This is a genomic window from Pseudomonas sp. SAS7 (assembly GCF_052112345.1).
Lineage (GTDB): Bacteria > Pseudomonadota > Gammaproteobacteria > Pseudomonadales > Pseudomonadaceae > Aquipseudomonas > Aquipseudomonas putida_Q.
On the sequence record NZ_JBEGGO010000007.1, the window covers coordinates 112,685 to 128,639 of the forward strand.

Consider the following 15,955-nt stretch of genomic DNA (forward strand, 5'->3'; position numbering starts at 1 on the left):
ACACTGGGTCAAACCTCCATCTCCCCATGTAGTACCGCATGATGTCGCGCCTCGTCGCCTTGCTCTTCCTGCTGTGCACCGGCCTGGTCCAGGCCGCCGCCCCCACTGTGCTGCAACGCCCGATCGACCTGGACACTGGCCAAGGCGTGCTGCATGGCAGCCTGCTGCTGCCGCAACAGGCCACCCCGCCGCCGGTGGTGCTGATCATCGCGGGCTCCGGCCCCACAGACCGCGACGGCAACAACCCGGCGTCGGGCCGCATCGACAACCTCAAGCGCCTGGCCCTGCTGCTGGCCAACGAGCACATCGCCAGCGTGCGCTACGACAAGCGTGGGGTGGCTGCCAGCCAGCCGGCCACGCCCGACGAGCGCGACCTCAGCGTAGAGCGCTACGTGGCCGATGTGGTCGCCTGGAGCCACAAACTCAAGGCCGACCCGCGCTTCGGCCCGCTGATCCTGGTCGGCCATAGCGAAGGCGCACTGATCGCCAGCCTGGCCGCAGAACAGGCCGGCGCCAGCGCAGTGATCACCCTGGCCGGGAGCGGCAGGCCGCTGGCCGACGTACTGCGCGAGCAACTGGCCCAGCGCCTGCCCCCGGCGCAACTGGCCGGTGGCAGTGCCCTGCTCGACCGCCTGCAGGCCGGGCAAACCAGCCTTGAAGTGCCTGCGCCACTGCGCCAGGTGTTCCGCCCCAGCGTGCAGCCGTACCTGATCTCGCTGTTCCAGCAGAACCCGGCGGCAGCCTTTGCCCGCCTGCCCATGCCCGCATTGATCGTGCAGGGGCGCAACGACGTGCAGGTAGACGTGGACGACGCCGAACGGCTGAAGGCGGCCAAGCCGGATGCGCAGCTTGTACTGATCGACGGCATGAACCACATGCTGCGCATCAGCCCCAGGGACATGAGCCAACAGCGCGACAGCTACCTCAACCCCGAGCTGCCACTGGCGCGCGAGCTGGGTGAGCGAATTGTGACGTTCATCCAGCATTTGCCTTCGGCGTGAGGTAAGCGGGCTCAGGTCCGCGGCAAGCCTGCCGATACAGCAGGCATAGCCGAGGACAAGCCTGATGACCACCGCCCCCGCCGCCGTAGAGCCGGCCGAAGAACCCCAGGAAAGCCCTGCCCTGCCTTGGGCCGAGCTGGCCGCCGAACACTTCCAGCTGCTGCGCCTGGCCGCTCTGCCCACCGACCGCAGCACCGGCGCACGGCCGCTGCGCTTTGTGCAGTTCGGCTATGCCGAGCGCCACGACAAGGCCCACAGCCTGCTGCGCATGGAAATCCAGCTGCCCGGGCAAAAGGTGCACAAAGAGCAGAACCGCCTGGATATCCGCGTCGACCATGCCGAGCGACTGGTGCGCATTGGCAGTGAACATGGCCTGCAACTGGAGCCGGTGAACCGTGGCATCGGCCGCTTCATGCTGGCCCAGGCCGCACAGTGGCTGCAGCGCAAATGGCCGCACTACCGGGTGCAAGGCATGGCGCTGCCGAACAAGGATGCCCTGAACGAGGACTCACGCCTGCGCCGTGACCACTGCTTGCGCGGGGTGGGTATCGAGGTGGAGTACGAGGACGGTCAGCACCTGAAGAGCCGTACCGTGGACATGACCGTCGGCCAGCTGAAGGCCGCCTGGAGCAACGAGCGCTTGCAGCGGGTGGACATTCTGGACGCCGCCAACCTGCTGCAGCAGGCGGACCAGCAGTTGCAAGAAATGGAAGGGCAACTGCGCGAGCGCGATGAGCGGGTGGCCAAGTATCACCGCGAAGACAGTGGGCTGCGCTTTACCATTACCTGCCTAGTGGCGTTTGCGGTGTTTCAGGCGGGGTTGTTGATCTGGATAGCCACCCGCTGATATCGCGTGAGCGGGTGGATGATGGGGCTGCTTTGCAGCCCCAAATAGCCTAAACGCGGGCCTTGAACAATTCCTGATGCTGGCGGCACTGCTCAGCGGTGAGCATGAACACCCCATGCCCGCCACGCTCGAACTCCAGCCAGGCAAAGTCCACCTCGGGGTACAACGCCTCGACATGGATCTGGCTGTTGCCCACTTCAACAATCAGCAAGCCCTTGTCGGTCAGGTGGTCTGCAGCTTCGGCCAGCATGCGCCGCACCAGGTCCAGGCCGTCGTTGCCGCAGGCCAGGCCCAGTTCTGGCTCGTGGTGGTACTCGGCCGGCATGTCGTCGAAGTCTTCGGCATCGACATACGGCGGGTTGGACAGGATCAGGTCGAAACGCTGCCCCGGCAAACCGCCAAAGCCATCGCCCTGCACCGTGTACACACGCCCGTCCAGGCCATGGCGCTCGATATTCTGGTTGGCCACTTCAAGGGCCTCGAACGACAGGTCGGCCAGCACCACCTCGGCCTCGGGGAACACGTCGGCCGCGACGATACCGATGCAGCCCGAACCCGTGCACAGGTCAAGAATGCGCGCAGGCTCACTCGCCAGCCATGGCTCGAAGCGTTTTTCGATCAGTTGGCCAATTGGCGAGCGCGGCACCAGCACACGTTCGTCGACGATGAACGACATGCCGCAGAACCACGCTTCGCCCAACAGGTAGGCAGCCGGCACCCGCTCTTCGATACGGCGCTTGAGCAAATGCTGCAGGCGTACCCGCTCGTCGTCCTCGAGCATGCAGTCCAGGTAGCTGTCGGCCACCTCCCATGGCAGGTGCACGGCACCCAGCACCAGCAGGCGAGCCTCGTCCCAGGCGTTGTCGGCACCGTGGCCGAAGAACAGGTCGTGCTCGTGGAAGCGGCTGACCGCCCAGCGGATGTAGTCGCGCAACGTGCGCAGACGGGATGTGATCACGGGGTACTCCTATTTCAGACCGGACAAAAGTCTAACAGCCCCACCCGCACATTTGTTCGTTTGCAGTGCCCAAAGGCTAGCCACAGGCCAGTAACCATGCCGCTTGCGTTGTCAACCATTCCCATTGGCGTCAAGGCAGGGGACAATAGGTATACAAAAGCCCTTCCAAGGAGCCCTTGATGTCCGTTCCAACCACGATGTTCCGCCTCACTGGCCGCGACTACCCGCCGGCCAAGCTGAGCCACGCCAGCCTGATCATCATCGATGCGCAAAAGGAGTACCTCAGTGGGCCCCTGCAGCTGTCGGGCATGGACGAGGCCGTGGCCAACATCGCCAGGTTGCTCGACGCCGCCCGCAAGAGCGGCCGTCCGATCATCCATGTTCGCCACCTGGGCACAGTCGGTGGCCGCTTCGATCCACAGGGGCCTGCCGGCCAGTTCATTCCGGGGCTGGAGCCGCTGGAAGGTGAAATCGTCATTGAAAAGCGCATGCCCAACGCATTCAAGAACACCCAATTGCACGAAACCCTGCAGGCGCTTGGCCATCTCGACCTGATTGTCTGCGGTTTCATGAGCCATTCCAGCGTCAGCACCACCGTTCGCCGCGCCAAGGACTATGGTTACCGGTGCACCCTGGTGGAAGACGCCTCGGCAACCCGCGACCTGGCCTTCAAGGATGGCGTCATCCCGGCGGCACAGATTCACCAGTGCGAAATGGCCGTCATGGCCGACAACTTCGCTTGCGTGGCCCCCACCGCCAGCCTGATCTGAGCAGCTGGGCATGACCGCCCGGCAGCCGGGCGGAACCCGATGGGCGGCAGCAGGTCGAATTCCGGATATCCACAGAGGAGAGCGGAATGAAGCTTAAAGGCAGTTTCGACGCCAAGCGCCTGCGCCCGCGCCAGCCGCGCAACTGGGGCGCCCGCCTGGCGGCCGGCCTGTCGGCGCTGCTGGCGACCCTGGGCGTGCTGCTGGCCATGGCCGGCGTCGCAGGCCTGTTGGGCAACTACCCTGCCCTGCAAGAACTCAATGCCAACAAGCCATTGTCCAGCATCCTCACCGGGGCTGGCTTGTTGCTGCTGTGGCTGGGCGTGCGCTTCTGGCGGCGCAGCCGTATTCGCTTGCGTCGCGGGCGGGAACTGAACCTGTCGCCGCACCTGATGAAAAAGCACGACTGATGATTTTATGTCGCCTGGGCGGGCCTCTTCGCGGGTGAACCCGCTCCCACAGGGATATCACTGGACCTGAGGGCAGCGGTATACCTGTGGGAGCGGGTTCACCCGCGAAGAGGCCCGCACAGGCTGCACATGGCCCCACAGTCGCGTAAACTACGCCGCCCACGTGGAGGCATCATGCAAGACGACGATTTTTCCCTGTTCAAGGCCGAAGTGCGTGGCGTCAAGCCAATCCGCCACGACCGCGCCGAAGTCGGCAAGCCAAAGGCCGACCGCCAGAAGCTGGCTGGCCTGCGCCAGGCCGCGACCGTGCGCAGTGACAAGGCCCTGGTAATCGACGGTATGTCCGACCAGTTCGTCATCGACGTTGGCGCCGAAGACGAGCTTATGTGGCGCCGCGACGGCGTGCAGGAAGGCCAGCTGCGCAAGCTGAAGCTGGGCCAGATCCCGTTCGAGGGCAGCCTCGACCTGCACGGCATGACCGTGGAAAAGGCCCGCGAAACCCTGTGGGATTTCATCGCCGAAGCCACCAAGCTGGAAGTGCGCTGCGTGCGGGTTACCCACGGCAAGGCCGCACGCCTGGACGGCAAGCGCCCAATGATCAAGAGCCACGTCAACACCTGGCTGCGCCAGCACCCGCAAGTGCTCGGTTTTGCCTCGTGCAGTGCCCGCCACGGCGGCACCGGCGCGGTGTATGTGATGCTCAAGCGAACCATGCTCGAAGGCCGCGACGAGTAACGCCGCGCTTGCAGCGCCGCCCTCACCGCCGTAACCTTCGTTTTTGCGATTTTTTCCCACAGGTAGATCCATGTCCCTGGAACAGAACTACACCGAGATCCTCAGCCAGATTGGCGAGGACGTCTCCCGTGAGGGCCTGCTCGACACGCCCAAGCGGGCTGCAAAGGCCATGAAGTACCTTTGCCGCGGTTATGAGCAAACACTGGAAGAAGTCACCAACAACGCTTTGTTCAGCTCTGACAACAGCGAAATGGTGCTGGTCCGGGACATCGAGCTGTATTCGATGTGCGAACACCACATGCTGCCGTTCATCGGCAAGGCTCACGTGGCCTACCTGCCCAAGGGCAAGGTACTGGGCCTGTCGAAGGTAGCGCGCATCGTCGACATGTATGCCCGCCGCCTGCAGATCCAGGAAAACCTCAGCCGCCAGATTGCCGACGCCGTGCAGCAGGTAACTGGTGCCGCCGGTGTAGCCGTGGTGGTCGAGGCCAAGCACATGTGCATGATGATGCGCGGTGTCGAAAAGCAGAACTCGACCATGATCACCTCGGTGATGCTGGGTGAGTTCCGCGAAAACGCCGCCACCCGCAGCGAGTTCCTCAGCCTGATCAAGTGATTGGCTGCTGACCCCAAGCCGACCCTGCCGGGTCGGCTTTTTGCATTTCAGGAGTTGCCCATGATCGTCAAAGCCCTGCGGGTTGGCCTCGGCCAGCTCATCGTGTTCGGTGACTGGATCAGCCGCCCGGCCAAGCGCAAGCGCGACGCCGCTGCCCAGGCCCGCGTCGAGCAAGCGGCCAAGGGCCTGGCGCTGTACCAGTTCCATGCCTGCCCGTTCTGCGTCAAGACACGCCGCACCCTGCACCGCCTGAACGTGCCGGTGGCGCTGCGCGATGCGAAGAACGACCCGGTGCACCGCCAGGCCCTGCAGGAAGGTGGCGGCCGGGTGAAAGTGCCGTGCCTGCGCATTGAAGAGGCCGGCAAGGTGACCTGGATGTATGAGTCCAAAGCCATCATTGCCTACCTAGATGAGCGGTTTGCGTCGGCCTGACAGATTCTAGTCATCCTGTGCCGGCGATAGGGCCGGTACAGGATGAAAATCAACCCACCATCGGCACATGCCGCGGGTGGCTGCTGACACGCTCAAGCCATGCCCGGACTGCCGGGTAATCGGCCAGGTCGAACCCGCCCTGCTGCGCCACATGGGTGTAGGCATACAACGCCACATCGGCAATCGAGTACTGCTCACCCACCAGGTAAGGCGTCATCTGCAGCTGTCGCTCCATCACCCTCAGTGCCTTGTAGCCGCCCTTGTGCAGCTTGCGGTATTCCTCTACCCGCTCATCCGGCAGCCCCAGGTAAAACTGGATAAAGCGCGCCACAGCAATGTACGGCTCATGGCTGTACTGCTCGAAGAACTGCCACTGCAATACCTGCGTGCGCAGACGCGGTTCGCTGGGCAGAAACTCGCTGCCATCGGCCAGGAAGTTGAGAATGGCATTGGACTCCCACAGGTAGCTGCCGTCCTCCAGCTCCAGCACGGGCACCTTGCCGTTGGGGTTCATCGCCAGAAACTCGGGCGTTTCGGTCTCGCCCTTGAGGATGTCCACCGGGTGCCATTCATACGGCCGGCCCAGCAGGCTCAACATCAGCTTGACCTTGTAGCAGTTGCCCGACTGGTAGTCGCCATAGACCTTGTACATCGCCCCTCTCCCCTGTCGCCGTATCTGTATCGCCCTTGTAGGAGCAGCCTTGCGCTGCGAAGAGGCCGTTTCAGCCCATGCATTTGCTGCGCCTGTAAGGGCCTCTTCGCAGCACAAGGCTGCTCCTACAAAAGGCAGGTGCCAAACCGTGCAGTTTTTTAATTGCGCCAATAGTTGGCGACTGTACGGCTAAAAGCAATGGCCGCTGTATGGCAAGGATCAATCTTGCGCGCTGTAGTCTGAAAAAACTGCTTACACCTTTACAAGGACTTTGTTCATGACCGATGCCACTTCCGCGCGCCTGCGGCCCCTGGCAGACACATCCCCGTCGGCTGTAGTCGCCGGCTTCATCGCCATGCTCACCGGCTATACCAGTTCGCTGGTGCTGATGTTCCAGGCCGGCCAGACAGCCGGGCTGACTACCGCGCAGATCTCGTCATGGATCTGGGCGCTGTCGATCGGCATGGCGGTGTGCAGCATCGGCCTGTCGCTGCGTTACCGCACCCCCATCACCATCGCCTGGTCTACCCCAGGCGCTGCGTTGCTGATCACCAGCCTGGGCGGGGTGAGCTATGGCGAAGCCATTGGTGCCTACATCACCTGTGCCGTGCTGGTGCTCATCTGCGGCCTCACTGGCAGCTTCGAGCGCCTGGTCAAGCGCATCCCGGCCTCGCTGGCCTCGGCGCTGCTGGCGGGCATCCTGTTCAAGATCGGCAGCGAAATCTTCGTTGCGGCGCAGCATCGCACATTGCTGGTGCTGGGCATGTTCTTCAGCTACCTGCTGGTCAAGCGCCTGTCGCCGCGCTACTGCGTGCTGGCCGCGCTGCTGGTGGGCACGGCATTGTCCGGCGCCCTGGGCCTGCTGGACTTCAGCGGCTTCCACCTGGAAGTGGCCAAGCCGGTGTGGACCACGCCAAGCTTCTCGCTGGCGGCAACCATCAGCATTGGCATTCCGCTGTTCGTGGTGGCCATGACCTCGCAGAACATGCCCGGCGTGGCCGTGCTGCGTGCCGACGGCTATCAGGTGCCGGCCTCACCGCTTATTTCGGCCACCGGCTTTGCCTCGCTGCTGCTGGCGCCATTCGGTTCGCACGGGGTCAACCTGGCCGCGATCAGCGCGGCGATCTGCACCGGGCCGCACGCCCATGAAGACCCGAGCAAACGCTACACCGCAGCGGTGTGGTGCGGGATTTTCTACGGCATTGCCGGGGTGTTCGGCGCGACATTGGCGGCGCTGTTTGCAGCGCTGCCGAAAGAGCTGGTGCTGTCGATTGCCGCGCTGGCGCTTTTTGGTTCGATCATGAACGGGCTGACCGTGGCCATGAGCGAGGCGCGCGAGCGGGAGGCGGCAGTGATTACCTTCATGGTCACCGCCTCGGGGCTTACGCTGTTCTCGATTGGCTCGGCGTTTTGGGGGATTGTGGCGGGGGTGCTGGCCTTGATGATCCTCAACCCGCGCAAGGGCTGAGGTTTATTGGTGCCTGTGCGGGCCTCTTCGCAGCACAAGGCTGCTCCTACAGGAATATCATTGGGCCTGAGGGCTGTGGTGCCCTTGTAGGAGCAGCCTTGTGCTGCGAAGAGGCCCGCACAGGCAACAGACATTTCGGCCCAGGCTCACAACCTGAAATGCCCCACCATCCCCTTCAAATCAGTGCCCAACTGCGCCAGTTGCACACTCGACCGCGCATTGTCCTGCATCGCCAGCGCCGCCTGGTCCGCACTGCCGCGGATCTGCGTGACACTGCGACTGATCTCTTCCGCCACCGAGCTCTGCTGCTCGGCCGCTGCGGCGATCTGCTGGTTCATCTGCTGGATCAATGAAACCGCAGCCGCAATGCTGCCCAGCGCGCTCTCGGTGTGCAACGCATCAGCCACCGCCAACCGTACCAGCTCGGTACTGCCACGGATCTGCGCCACCGACTGCTGGGCGTTACCGCGCAGGCTGGCGACCAGTACCTCGATCTGCTCGGTTGACTGCCGGGTACGCCGCGCCAACGCCCGCACCTCGTCAGCCACCACGGCAAAACCACGCCCCTGCTCGCCAGCGCGGGCAGCCTCGATGGCGGCATTCAGCGCCAGCAGGTTGGTCTGCTCGGCCACGCTCTTGATCACTTCGAGCACGTCGCCAATGGTATGGATTTCGGCACTGAGGCTGTCGATGCCGGCGCTGGCCGTTTCCGCTGCCGCCGCCAACTGCTCGATGCGCTGCATGCTCTGGCGCACCACCTGTTGCCCCGACCCGACCTTGTCGTCCGCCGCCTGGGCCGCCTGCGCCGCTTGCTCGGCATTGCGCGCCACATCGTGCACGGTGGCAGTCATCTGCTGCATCGCGGTGGCCACCTGCTCGGTTTCCTCCTTCTGGCTGCCCACCTCACGGTTGGTCTGCTCCGTCACTGCCGACAACGCCTGAGCGCTACCCGCCAGTTTTTCGATGCCTTGCTGCAAGCCGCTGACAATGCCCGAAAGCCCCGCGGCCATCTGCTGCATGGCCTGCATCAGCTGCCCCACTTCGTCACGACGCGGTGCCTGGGCGTCAAAACCCAGCTCTCCAGCGGCAATGCGCTGGGCGCGGGCGATCACATGCTTGAGCGGGCCGACCACCGCGCGGGTGATCAGCCAGGCGGCCAGCACACCCACCAGCAGTGCCAGGCCGGTGGCCAGGGCAATGGCCACGGCATTGCGTTGCAGGTCACCCTGCAGGGCCTGCTGCTGCCCCAGGTAAGCCTGGTCGACCCTCCCGGTGACTTGCTCGGCACTACCCTGCAACTGGGCTTTGAGCCCCTGCTCAAGGGCCAACTGGTCGGTGTATTCGTTGAGTTTTTCCGAGAAGCTGCCGATGTGCCCGGCCACCTCGCCCAGCACGCTCTGGTAGCCGGCATCGCTGACCGCGCCCTGCAACTGGCCAACCAGGCTGGCGGCCTCCACCGTCTGGGCGATGCGCTCCTGGCTTACCCCCTCCTCGCCCTTGCGGCTTTTTTCCAGGCGCACCCGCGCTTCGTCCATGGCCTGCAACATCAGCCGCGACACCTGCGCCACCTGCGCTGCCTGCTCCAGAAACTCGCCCCCCTGCTGGCCCTGGGACTGCTTGAGGGTATAGACGCCGTCGTCGGCCAGACCGGCCTGCAGCACATCCAGGTTGTTGGCAACGCTGGACACCGACCAGCTGGCCATGTCCAGCGCCAGCTCCTTGGCCTGCACCGCCGCTACAAAAGCCTCGAACGCTTGGCCGTAGGCGGCCAGGTCGGTTTCGGCCGCCAGCAATGCCGGCAGCCCACGGGCGCGCTCGGCCAGGCCCTGCAGGCCGTTGCGCAAGGCCTCGGCCTGCTGGATGTCGGAGCGCAGGGCAAACGCCTGTTCATGCTGCCGCAAGCGCAGCAGGTCGGTATTGAACTGTGCCAGCTGGCGCAAACTGTCGAAGCGCTGGCCAACGCTGTTCAGCGCGGCGATACCGATAGCCGCCACCGCCAGGGTCAGCACCAGCACCAAGGCAAAGCCCAGGCCGAGTTTGCGGGCCATGCCCAGGTTGGCCAGCACACCGTGCTTGCTCGCGCCCATCGCCGATTCCCCTTCTGCGTGCGAGGTTATCCCGAAGGCCAAGGGTGGCAACGTTGCACGCCGATGAACAAGGGCTTGGCGTCAGGATAGTGTCAAATAGCTATGAGCGTGTCGTTTTCAGCTTGGCAGAGGTCGCCCTGCATGCTGGAGGAAGGCCTGGGCACGGGAATCCTGCCCATAGGCGACATTGATGCGCAGCCAGCTGCTGGGCGCGCCTTGATAATCGAAAGCACTGCCAGGAGTAAGCAGCACAGCATGCTCCCGCGCCACCTGCTCAAGGCTGGCAAAATCCCTGCCTGGCACCCGCGCCCAGACGAACATGCCGCCACAGGGCTCACAAAATACCTGCCAACCCGCCTGCTCCAATTGGCCGAGAAGCTTGGCCATGTGCTGGCCCAAGCGTACGCGCAGGCGCTGCACGCTTTTGCGGTAGCTGCCATTGGCGAGCATCTGGCCCACCACCTGCTCGGCAAAGCGTGACGTGCCGATACCGCTGACCATCTTCAACTCGGCCAGACGCGCCAGCAACGCAGGGTCGGCGACCAGGTAGCCGACCCGCAACGAACTGCTGAGGGTTTTCGAGAAGCTGGCCATGTAGATCACCCGTTGCTCGCTGTCGAGGGTGGCCAGGCGTGTAGCCGGGCCCTCCTGGAAGTCGGCATAGATATCGTCCTCGACAATGCGCAGATCATGCTCGCGGGCCAGCTCCAGCAGGCGGTAGGCGACTTTGGGTGTGAGGCTGGTGCCGGTAGGGTTCTGGTAAAGGCTGTTGATGAACAGGCAGCGCGGCTTGTGCGTGGCCAGCAGGGTTTCGACGGCCGCCAGGTCCGGGCCCTCTGCGGTACGCGGTACCGGCAGCATGTGCACCTGGTGCTGACGTAGCAGGTTGTACAGGTTGTAGTAACCGGGGTTTTCCACCAATACCGTGTCGCCCGGGCGCAGCAGGGTACGCACTAGCAGGTCGAGGCCGTGGCTGGCGCCGTGGGTAGTGAGGATGTGCTCGGGGCCGGCAGCAATGCCCAACTGCGCCAGGCGCTTGTGCAATTGCTGGCGCAGGCTGGCCAGGCCCAGGGGTGGGCAGTAGTCGAACAGGTCCTGCGCGGCGCCACGGCTTACCTGCCGCACCGCCTGGGCCAGCTCGGTTGCAGCGCGCCAATTGCTGGGCAGCCAGCCGCAGCCCAGTTTCAGCAACTCGTCATGGCCCTCGCGAAACTGCCGCCAGTTGCCGTCGCCAGACTCACCCCAAGGCTGCGTATCGTCAATCGGTGGCCCGGGCTTGCGCTCGGCGACAAAAAAGCCGGTGCCGTGGCGGGCCTCCAGCCAGCCGCTGGCGACCAGGCGGTCGTAGGCCTCGATCACACAGGACGCACTGACCGCCTGGCTGCGGGCCAGCGCGCGGATCGATGGCAGGCGTGCGCCGGGGCGCAGCCGTTGCTGGTCGATCCAGGCTTGCAGGTGGTCGGTGAGTTGCTGCACCAATGGGGTGGGGCCGGTGCGATCAAGGGAGAAGTGCATGGGTAAGTGTTCGCTGATTTTGAGCAAACAGTTAAGCATAAATGGAGTCACGGTGTGTCTGGCAGGTGGAATAGGCTGGCATCAGAGTGAGCAGGCCCGGCCCATTCGCGGGTGAACCCGCTCCCACAGGCTTTTCACTCCTCTCGCGGCTGTGGTGATTCTGTGGGAGCGGGTTCACCCGCGAAAGGGCTGGTACAGCCACTTGAGAAACCAGGACCCCTACCCATGCCCTCCGCCCCGGCCCGTCTGGCCTTCGCCCTCTGCCTGATCACCTTGGCCGTCAACCTGCAGGCCCCGCTGTACATCACTTACGCCGACCTTTCCGGCCAGGGCGCCGCTGCCACTGCGGTGGCGTTCTCCGGCTATGTGCTGGGCGTGCTGCCCGTGCTGCTTGCCCTGGGCGGCCTGGCCGACCGGGTCGGGCGCCGGCCACTGATTGTGGCGGCACTGGCCCTGTCGATGATCGCCACCGTGCTGATGCTACTGGCACCCAGCCTGCAAACCCTGGGCCTTGCCCGGCTGTTCCTGGGCCTGGGCACCGGGCTGGCTTCGGCCACGGCCACCGCTTACATGGGCGAGTTGATGGGCGGTGAGCACACCCCCCGCGCGGCCAACTGGGTCACCGCCAGCACCTCGCTGGGCTTTGGCCTGGGCGCAGCGCTGACCAGCCTGTTCCTGCTACGCGGCCCCAGCCTCACACCCGGCAGCTTCCACCTGCAACTGCTGTTGGCAGCCCTGGCCATCGTGCTGGTCTGGCGCCTGCCCGACCCGCGCCCTGCCCAGCGCAACCCTATGCTGCGCCTGCCCTGCTACCCGCGTGGGAGCGTGGCCTATGGCCTGGCCATTTTGCTGGCATGGGCCTGCGTGGGCCTGGTGATCGCCTTGCTGCCAAGCATCCTGCGCCAACATGGCCTTAGCGCTTGGTCAGGGTTTTCGACCTTCTGCGTGATCAGCTGCGGGCTGTTGTTCCAGCCGATGGCCCGGCGCCTGAGCAGCCGCACGGCCACGCTGCTGGGGCTACTGATACTGCCGTGTAGCTATGCGGTACTGGCCTGGGGCGCTGACGGTGGACAGCTCAGCGCAGTTTTGCTGGGTGCGGTGGCGGCCAGCAGTGCGTGCTACGGGTTTATCTACCTGGGCGGGCTGGCGGCGGTGAACCAGTTGGCCGGCAGCGAGAAGACACGGGCCAGTGCCGGGTTCTTTTTACTGGCGTACCTGGGGTTCAGCTTGCCAGTAATCTTTACCGGGTTGTTGAGTGACCGGTTGGGATCACAGATGGCGCTACTGGTGTTTGGCGGGGTTTTGGTGGTGGGCTGTGCAGCGGTTGGGCTGGCATTGCTGGCGGGCTCTATGAAAGCCGCACAGGCAGCGCGGTCGGTGTAGGAGCGGCCTTGTGTCGCGAAAGGGGTGCGAAGCGCCCCCAGGATTTCAGCTTCGCCGCTTATATTGCCGGGGCCGCTTTGCGGCCCTTCGCGACGCAAGGCCGCTCCTACAGGGGCCGCACCGCCTTCAGGCCCGGCGATATTCAGGCGAAGCAGGCCACACGTTATCGGCTCAGATCGCCGTGGCCCCACCATCCACCGTCAGGCAATGCCCGGTGGTAAACGCGGCGCCATCGCTGCACAGGTACAGCACGGCGCTGGCAATTTCCTCGACCTTGCCAATGCGCCCCACCGGGTGCATGGCGGCGGCGAACTCGGCCTTACGTGGGTCGGCCTCGTAGGCGCGGCGGAACATGTCGGTATCGATTACCGCCGGGCACACGGCATTCACACGGATACCCTTCTTGGCGTATTCGATGGCTGCCGACTTGGTCAGGCCGATCACCGCGTGCTTGCTAGCGCTGTAGATACTCATCTTCGGCGCCGCCCCCAGCCCCGCCACCGAAGCAGTGTTGACGATCGCCCCACCGCCCTGGGCCAGCAGCAAGGGCAGCTGGTACTTCATGCACAGCCACACGCCCTTCACATTCACGCCCATGATGGCATCGAACTCCGCCTCGCTGCCTTCGGCCAGGCGCTGTTGCTCAATCTCGATGCCGGCGTTGTTGAAGGCGTAGTCCAGCCGGCCAAAGGCGGCAATCAGGCGCTCGTGCAACTGGCGCACCTCGGCGTCGCGGGTAACGTCACAGGCAATGAACAAAGCTTCGCCACCTGCGGCGTTGATCTGCGCCACCGTCGCCTCGCCACCCAGCGGGTCGAGGTCGGCCACCACCACCTTCAGGCCCTCACGGGCGAACGCCAGGGCCGTTGCCCGGCCTATGCCGGCTGCGCCGCCGGTAACCAGCGCTACCTGGCCGGAAAAGGTCATGCTCATTGCGTGCTCCTTGGGGGATGGTGGGGTCAGAGCATAGTCAGCCACCGCCTGGCCGGGCAGCATCATCACACCAGCGGTTGGGCTACCATGCTTGTCAGTGATGTTAACCACCTGCCTACATCAACAAGGTAGATTGAACGCCTAGCATCTTCCACTGCCCACAAGGACCCCGCCATGACCCAGACCAACCGCCGCTTCCTGCTCGCCAAACGCCCGGTCGGCGCCGTGCGCCGTGACGACTTCACGTTCGAAAGCGTGCCCGCCGAACAACCTGGCGAAGGCCAGGTGCTGGTGCGCAACCTGTACCTGTCGCTGGACCCCGCCATGCGCGGCTGGATGAACGAAGGCAAGTCCTACATCCCCCCCGTCGCCCTGGGCCAGGTGATGCGGGCACTGGGCGTGGGCGAAGTGGTTGCCTCCAACCACCCGGCTTTCAAACCGGGCGACCACGTCAGCGGCGCGCTTGGCGTACAGGACTATTTCACCGGCGAGCCCCAGGGCCTGCACAAGATCGACCCCAACCTGGCCCCCCTGCCCCGCTACCTGTCGGCGCTGGGCATGACCGGCATGACCGCCTACTTCGCCCTGCTGGAAGTTGGCCAACCCAAAGCCGGCGAAACCGTGGTCATCTCCGGCGCGGCCGGTGCGGTGGGCAGCATTGTCGGGCAAATTGCCAAGGTCAAAGGCTGCCGCGTGGTCGGCATTGCCGGCGGCGCCGAGAAGTGCCAGTACCTGAAGGACGAACTGGGCTTTGACGGGGTGATCGACTACAAGGCCGAAGACGTAATGGCCGGCCTGAAGCGCGAATGCCCCAACGGCGTGGACGTTTACTTTGACAACGTGGGCGGCGACATCCTTGATGCCGTGCTGACCCGCATCAATTTCAAGGCCCGCATCGTGATTTGCGGCGCGATCAGCCAGTACAACAACAAGGAAGCGGTGAAAGGCCCCGCCAACTACCTGTCGCTGCTGGTGAACCGTGCGCGCATGGAAGGGTTTGTGGTGATGGACCATGCCAAGGACTACGGCAAGGCTGCGCTGGAGATGGCCGGGTGGCTGGCCAATGGGCAGGTGAAGAGCAAGGAAGATGTGGTGGAGGGGCTGGAGACGTTCCCCGAGACGCTGCTGAAGCTGTTCAATGGGGAGAATTTTGGCAAGTTGGTGCTGAAGGTGTGACGTTGTGAGTTGCGTTTGGGGCTGAAAGCGCATGCCTTGAGGGGTTTAGCGCCTGTTAGATCGAGCGCCGCCCGCGCGGCGCTCGATCTCACAGGCAAAGAAAATGCCCTGCCGGACCGTCCAGCCATCACACCTCATCCAGCCCGAAAAAAAAGGCCAGCACACGCGTGCTGGCCTCTTTCATCACCGCGGGCTTTTACCCACGAATTTCCGCAACCACAGCAGCCAGCGCCTGCGCCGGGTCTGCGGCCTGGCTGATCGGCCGGCCGATCACCAGGTAGTCCGAACCCGCATCCAGTGCCTGGCGCGGGGTAAGGATACGGCGCTGGTCATCCTGCGCGCTGCCCGCAGGGCGAATGCCCGGGGTTACCAGCTGCAGCGACGGGTGCGCCGCCTTCAGCGCCGGGGCCTCCAGCGCCGAGCACACCAAACCGTCCATGCCCGCCTTCTGTGCCAGTGCCGCCAGGCGCAGCACTTGCTCTTGCGGGTCGACATCCAGGCCGATACCGGCCAGGTCTTCGCGCTCCATGCTGGTCAGCACGGTCACGCCAATCAGCAACGGCTGCGGGCCGCTGCGCTTGTCCAGCTCATCACGGCAGGCGGCCATCATGCGCAGGCCACCGGAGCAATGCACGTTAACCATCCACACACCCATCTCGGCGGCAGCTTTTACCGCCATGGCCGTGGTGTTGGGGATGTCGTGGAACTTGAGGTCCAGGAACACTTCGAAGCCCTTGTTGCACAGGGTTTCGACAATGCCCGAAGCACTGCTGGTGAACAGCTCCTTGCCAACCTTCACCCGGCACAGCGCGGGGTCTAGCTGGTCAGCCAGCTTCAGGGCGGCCTCACGGGTAGGGAAATCCAGGGCGACGATCAGGGGCGTCTGGCAGGCGGACATGGCAGGGTCTCTTGGCAAGTCGAAAACGGCGCGCATTGTAAACGAAGTGACGCAGGCTTTGGGGCCCGCAGGTCACG

At 64.4% G+C, this 15,955-nt stretch carries 16 protein-coding genes and 1 pseudogene; 10 read left to right on the plus strand and 7 right to left on the minus strand.

Annotated elements, in window-relative coordinates:
* Positions 1-38: 38 nt before the first annotated feature.
* Together ABI582_RS13250 and ABI582_RS13255 are read left to right on the plus strand one after the other, a co-directional pair.
* Positions 39-1,001, plus strand: a complete 963-nt coding sequence (locus ABI582_RS13250) for an alpha/beta hydrolase (protein ID WP_442119391.1) — start codon at positions 39-41, stop codon at positions 999-1,001.
* Positions 1,002-1,065: 64 nt separating this feature from the next.
* On the plus strand, positions 1,066-1,848 hold the full coding sequence (locus tag ABI582_RS13255) for a hypothetical protein (RefSeq protein WP_442119392.1): 783 nt from the start codon (positions 1,066-1,068) through the stop codon (positions 1,846-1,848).
* 49 nt (positions 1,849-1,897) lie between these two features.
* On the opposite strand, the gene prmB is transcribed toward ABI582_RS13255, so the two are convergent.
* Positions 1,898-2,806, minus strand: a complete 909-nt coding sequence (gene prmB / locus ABI582_RS13260) for a 50S ribosomal protein L3 N(5)-glutamine methyltransferase (RefSeq protein ID WP_016500966.1) — start codon at positions 2,804-2,806, stop codon at positions 1,898-1,900.
* 179 nt (positions 2,807-2,985) lie between these two features.
* Between prmB and ABI582_RS13265 the strand changes: the two genes are divergently transcribed.
* The 5 genes from ABI582_RS13265 to ABI582_RS13285 all read left to right on the plus strand — a co-directional run bounded on the left by ABI582_RS13265 (position 2,986) and on the right by ABI582_RS13285 (position 5,766).
* A complete protein-coding gene (locus ABI582_RS13265; protein WP_012271080.1) occupies positions 2,986-3,576 on the plus strand; it encodes a cysteine hydrolase family protein in 591 nt (196 codons plus the stop codon).
* Between the two features lie 86 nt (positions 3,577-3,662).
* Positions 3,663-3,983 carry a hypothetical protein gene (locus tag ABI582_RS13270; RefSeq protein WP_016715063.1) on the plus strand — a complete coding sequence of 107 codons (321 nt, stop codon included), beginning with the start codon at positions 3,663-3,665 and terminating at the stop codon, positions 3,981-3,983.
* 174 nt (positions 3,984-4,157) lie between these two features.
* Positions 4,158-4,718 carry a Smr/MutS family protein gene (locus ABI582_RS13275; protein ID WP_010952859.1) on the plus strand — a complete coding sequence of 187 codons (561 nt, stop codon included), beginning with the start codon at positions 4,158-4,160 and terminating at the stop codon, positions 4,716-4,718.
* A 70-nt stretch (positions 4,719-4,788) separates the two neighbouring features.
* Entirely contained in the window at positions 4,789-5,334 is a 546-nt protein-coding gene (gene folE, locus ABI582_RS13280) for a GTP cyclohydrolase I FolE (RefSeq protein WP_019473978.1), read from the plus strand.
* Between the two features lie 60 nt (positions 5,335-5,394).
* Positions 5,395-5,766, plus strand: a complete 372-nt coding sequence (locus ABI582_RS13285; RefSeq protein ID WP_019473979.1) for a glutaredoxin family protein — start codon at positions 5,395-5,397, stop codon at positions 5,764-5,766.
* A 49-nt stretch (positions 5,767-5,815) separates the two neighbouring features.
* Here the strand turns inward: ABI582_RS13285 and ABI582_RS13290 are convergent, their stop codons facing one another.
* Positions 5,816-6,418, minus strand: coding sequence for a glutathione S-transferase family protein (locus ABI582_RS13290; protein WP_258655667.1), 603 nt, complete (start codon positions 6,416-6,418; stop codon positions 5,816-5,818).
* A 277-nt stretch (positions 6,419-6,695) separates the two neighbouring features.
* Between ABI582_RS13290 and ABI582_RS13295 the strand changes: the two genes are divergently transcribed.
* Positions 6,696-7,886 carry a benzoate/H(+) symporter BenE family transporter gene (locus ABI582_RS13295; RefSeq protein ID WP_442119393.1) on the plus strand — a complete coding sequence of 397 codons (1,191 nt, stop codon included), beginning with the start codon at positions 6,696-6,698 and terminating at the stop codon, positions 7,884-7,886.
* Between the two features lie 146 nt (positions 7,887-8,032).
* Here ABI582_RS13295 and ABI582_RS13300 read toward each other — a convergent pair whose 3' ends face one another.
* The 3 genes and pseudogenes from ABI582_RS13300 to ABI582_RS13310 form a co-directional block, all read right to left on the minus strand.
* On the minus strand, positions 8,033-8,914 hold the full coding sequence (locus ABI582_RS13300; RefSeq protein ID WP_442119479.1) for a methyl-accepting chemotaxis protein: 882 nt from the start codon (positions 8,912-8,914) through the stop codon (positions 8,033-8,035).
* 27 nt (positions 8,915-8,941) lie between these two features.
* Positions 8,942-9,973: pseudogene (locus ABI582_RS13305) on the minus strand (methyl-accepting chemotaxis protein); the annotation flags it as partial.
* A 117-nt stretch (positions 9,974-10,090) separates the two neighbouring features.
* Entirely contained in the window at positions 10,091-11,488 is a 1,398-nt protein-coding gene (locus ABI582_RS13310) for an aminotransferase-like domain-containing protein (RefSeq protein ID WP_442119394.1), read from the minus strand.
* 225 nt (positions 11,489-11,713) lie between these two features.
* On the opposite strand from ABI582_RS13310, the gene ABI582_RS13315 reads away from it, so the two are divergent.
* The gene (locus ABI582_RS13315; RefSeq protein ID WP_442119395.1) at positions 11,714-12,871 is read left to right on the plus strand and encodes an MFS transporter; all 1,158 of its coding nucleotides are present in this window, start codon (positions 11,714-11,716) and stop codon (positions 12,869-12,871) included.
* Between the two features lie 171 nt (positions 12,872-13,042).
* Here the strand turns inward: ABI582_RS13315 and ABI582_RS13320 are convergent, their stop codons facing one another.
* Positions 13,043-13,804, minus strand: coding sequence for an SDR family oxidoreductase (locus ABI582_RS13320; RefSeq protein ID WP_338746448.1), 762 nt, complete (start codon positions 13,802-13,804; stop codon positions 13,043-13,045).
* A 174-nt stretch (positions 13,805-13,978) separates the two neighbouring features.
* Here ABI582_RS13320 and ABI582_RS13325 point away from each other — a divergent pair, with 174 nt between their 5' ends.
* Positions 13,979-14,980 (plus strand): NADP-dependent oxidoreductase, encoded by a 1,002-nt coding sequence (locus ABI582_RS13325; RefSeq protein WP_442119396.1) that lies wholly within the window; start codon positions 13,979-13,981, stop codon positions 14,978-14,980.
* A 196-nt stretch (positions 14,981-15,176) separates the two neighbouring features.
* Here the strand turns inward: ABI582_RS13325 and pyrF are convergent, their stop codons facing one another.
* Positions 15,177-15,878 (minus strand): orotidine-5'-phosphate decarboxylase, encoded by a 702-nt coding sequence (pyrF, locus tag ABI582_RS13330; RefSeq protein ID WP_338746446.1) that lies wholly within the window; start codon positions 15,876-15,878, stop codon positions 15,177-15,179.
* Positions 15,879-15,955: the final 77 nt, after the last annotated feature.

Coding starts and splice junctions, on each gene's coding strand:
- ABI582_RS13250 (WP_442119391.1), top strand. CDS start 39: ATGATGTCGCGCCTCGTCGCCTTGCTCTTCCTGCTGTGCACCGGCCTG.
- ABI582_RS13255 (WP_442119392.1), top strand. CDS start 1,066: ATGACCACCGCCCCCGCCGCCGTAGAGCCGGCCGAAGAACCCCAGGAA.
- ABI582_RS13265 (WP_012271080.1), top strand. CDS start 2,986: ATGTCCGTTCCAACCACGATGTTCCGCCTCACTGGCCGCGACTACCCG.
- ABI582_RS13270 (WP_016715063.1), top strand. CDS start 3,663: ATGAAGCTTAAAGGCAGTTTCGACGCCAAGCGCCTGCGCCCGCGCCAG.
- ABI582_RS13275 (WP_010952859.1), top strand. CDS start 4,158: ATGCAAGACGACGATTTTTCCCTGTTCAAGGCCGAAGTGCGTGGCGTC.
- folE (WP_019473978.1), top strand. CDS start 4,789: ATGTCCCTGGAACAGAACTACACCGAGATCCTCAGCCAGATTGGCGAG.
- ABI582_RS13285 (WP_019473979.1), top strand. CDS start 5,395: ATGATCGTCAAAGCCCTGCGGGTTGGCCTCGGCCAGCTCATCGTGTTC.
- ABI582_RS13290 (WP_258655667.1), bottom strand. CDS start 6,418: ATGTACAAGGTCTATGGCGACTACCAGTCGGGCAACTGCTACAAGGTC.
- ABI582_RS13295 (WP_442119393.1), top strand. CDS start 6,696: ATGACCGATGCCACTTCCGCGCGCCTGCGGCCCCTGGCAGACACATCC.
- ABI582_RS13300 (WP_442119479.1), bottom strand. CDS start 8,914: ATGCAGGCCATGCAGCAGATGGCCGCGGGGCTTTCGGGCATTGTCAGC.
- ABI582_RS13310 (WP_442119394.1), bottom strand. CDS start 11,488: ATGCACTTCTCCCTTGATCGCACCGGCCCCACCCCATTGGTGCAGCAA.
- ABI582_RS13315 (WP_442119395.1), top strand. CDS start 11,714: ATGCCCTCCGCCCCGGCCCGTCTGGCCTTCGCCCTCTGCCTGATCACC.
- ABI582_RS13320 (WP_338746448.1), bottom strand. CDS start 13,804: ATGAGCATGACCTTTTCCGGCCAGGTAGCGCTGGTTACCGGCGGCGCA.
- ABI582_RS13325 (WP_442119396.1), top strand. CDS start 13,979: ATGACCCAGACCAACCGCCGCTTCCTGCTCGCCAAACGCCCGGTCGGC.
- pyrF (WP_338746446.1), bottom strand. CDS start 15,878: ATGTCCGCCTGCCAGACGCCCCTGATCGTCGCCCTGGATTTCCCTACC.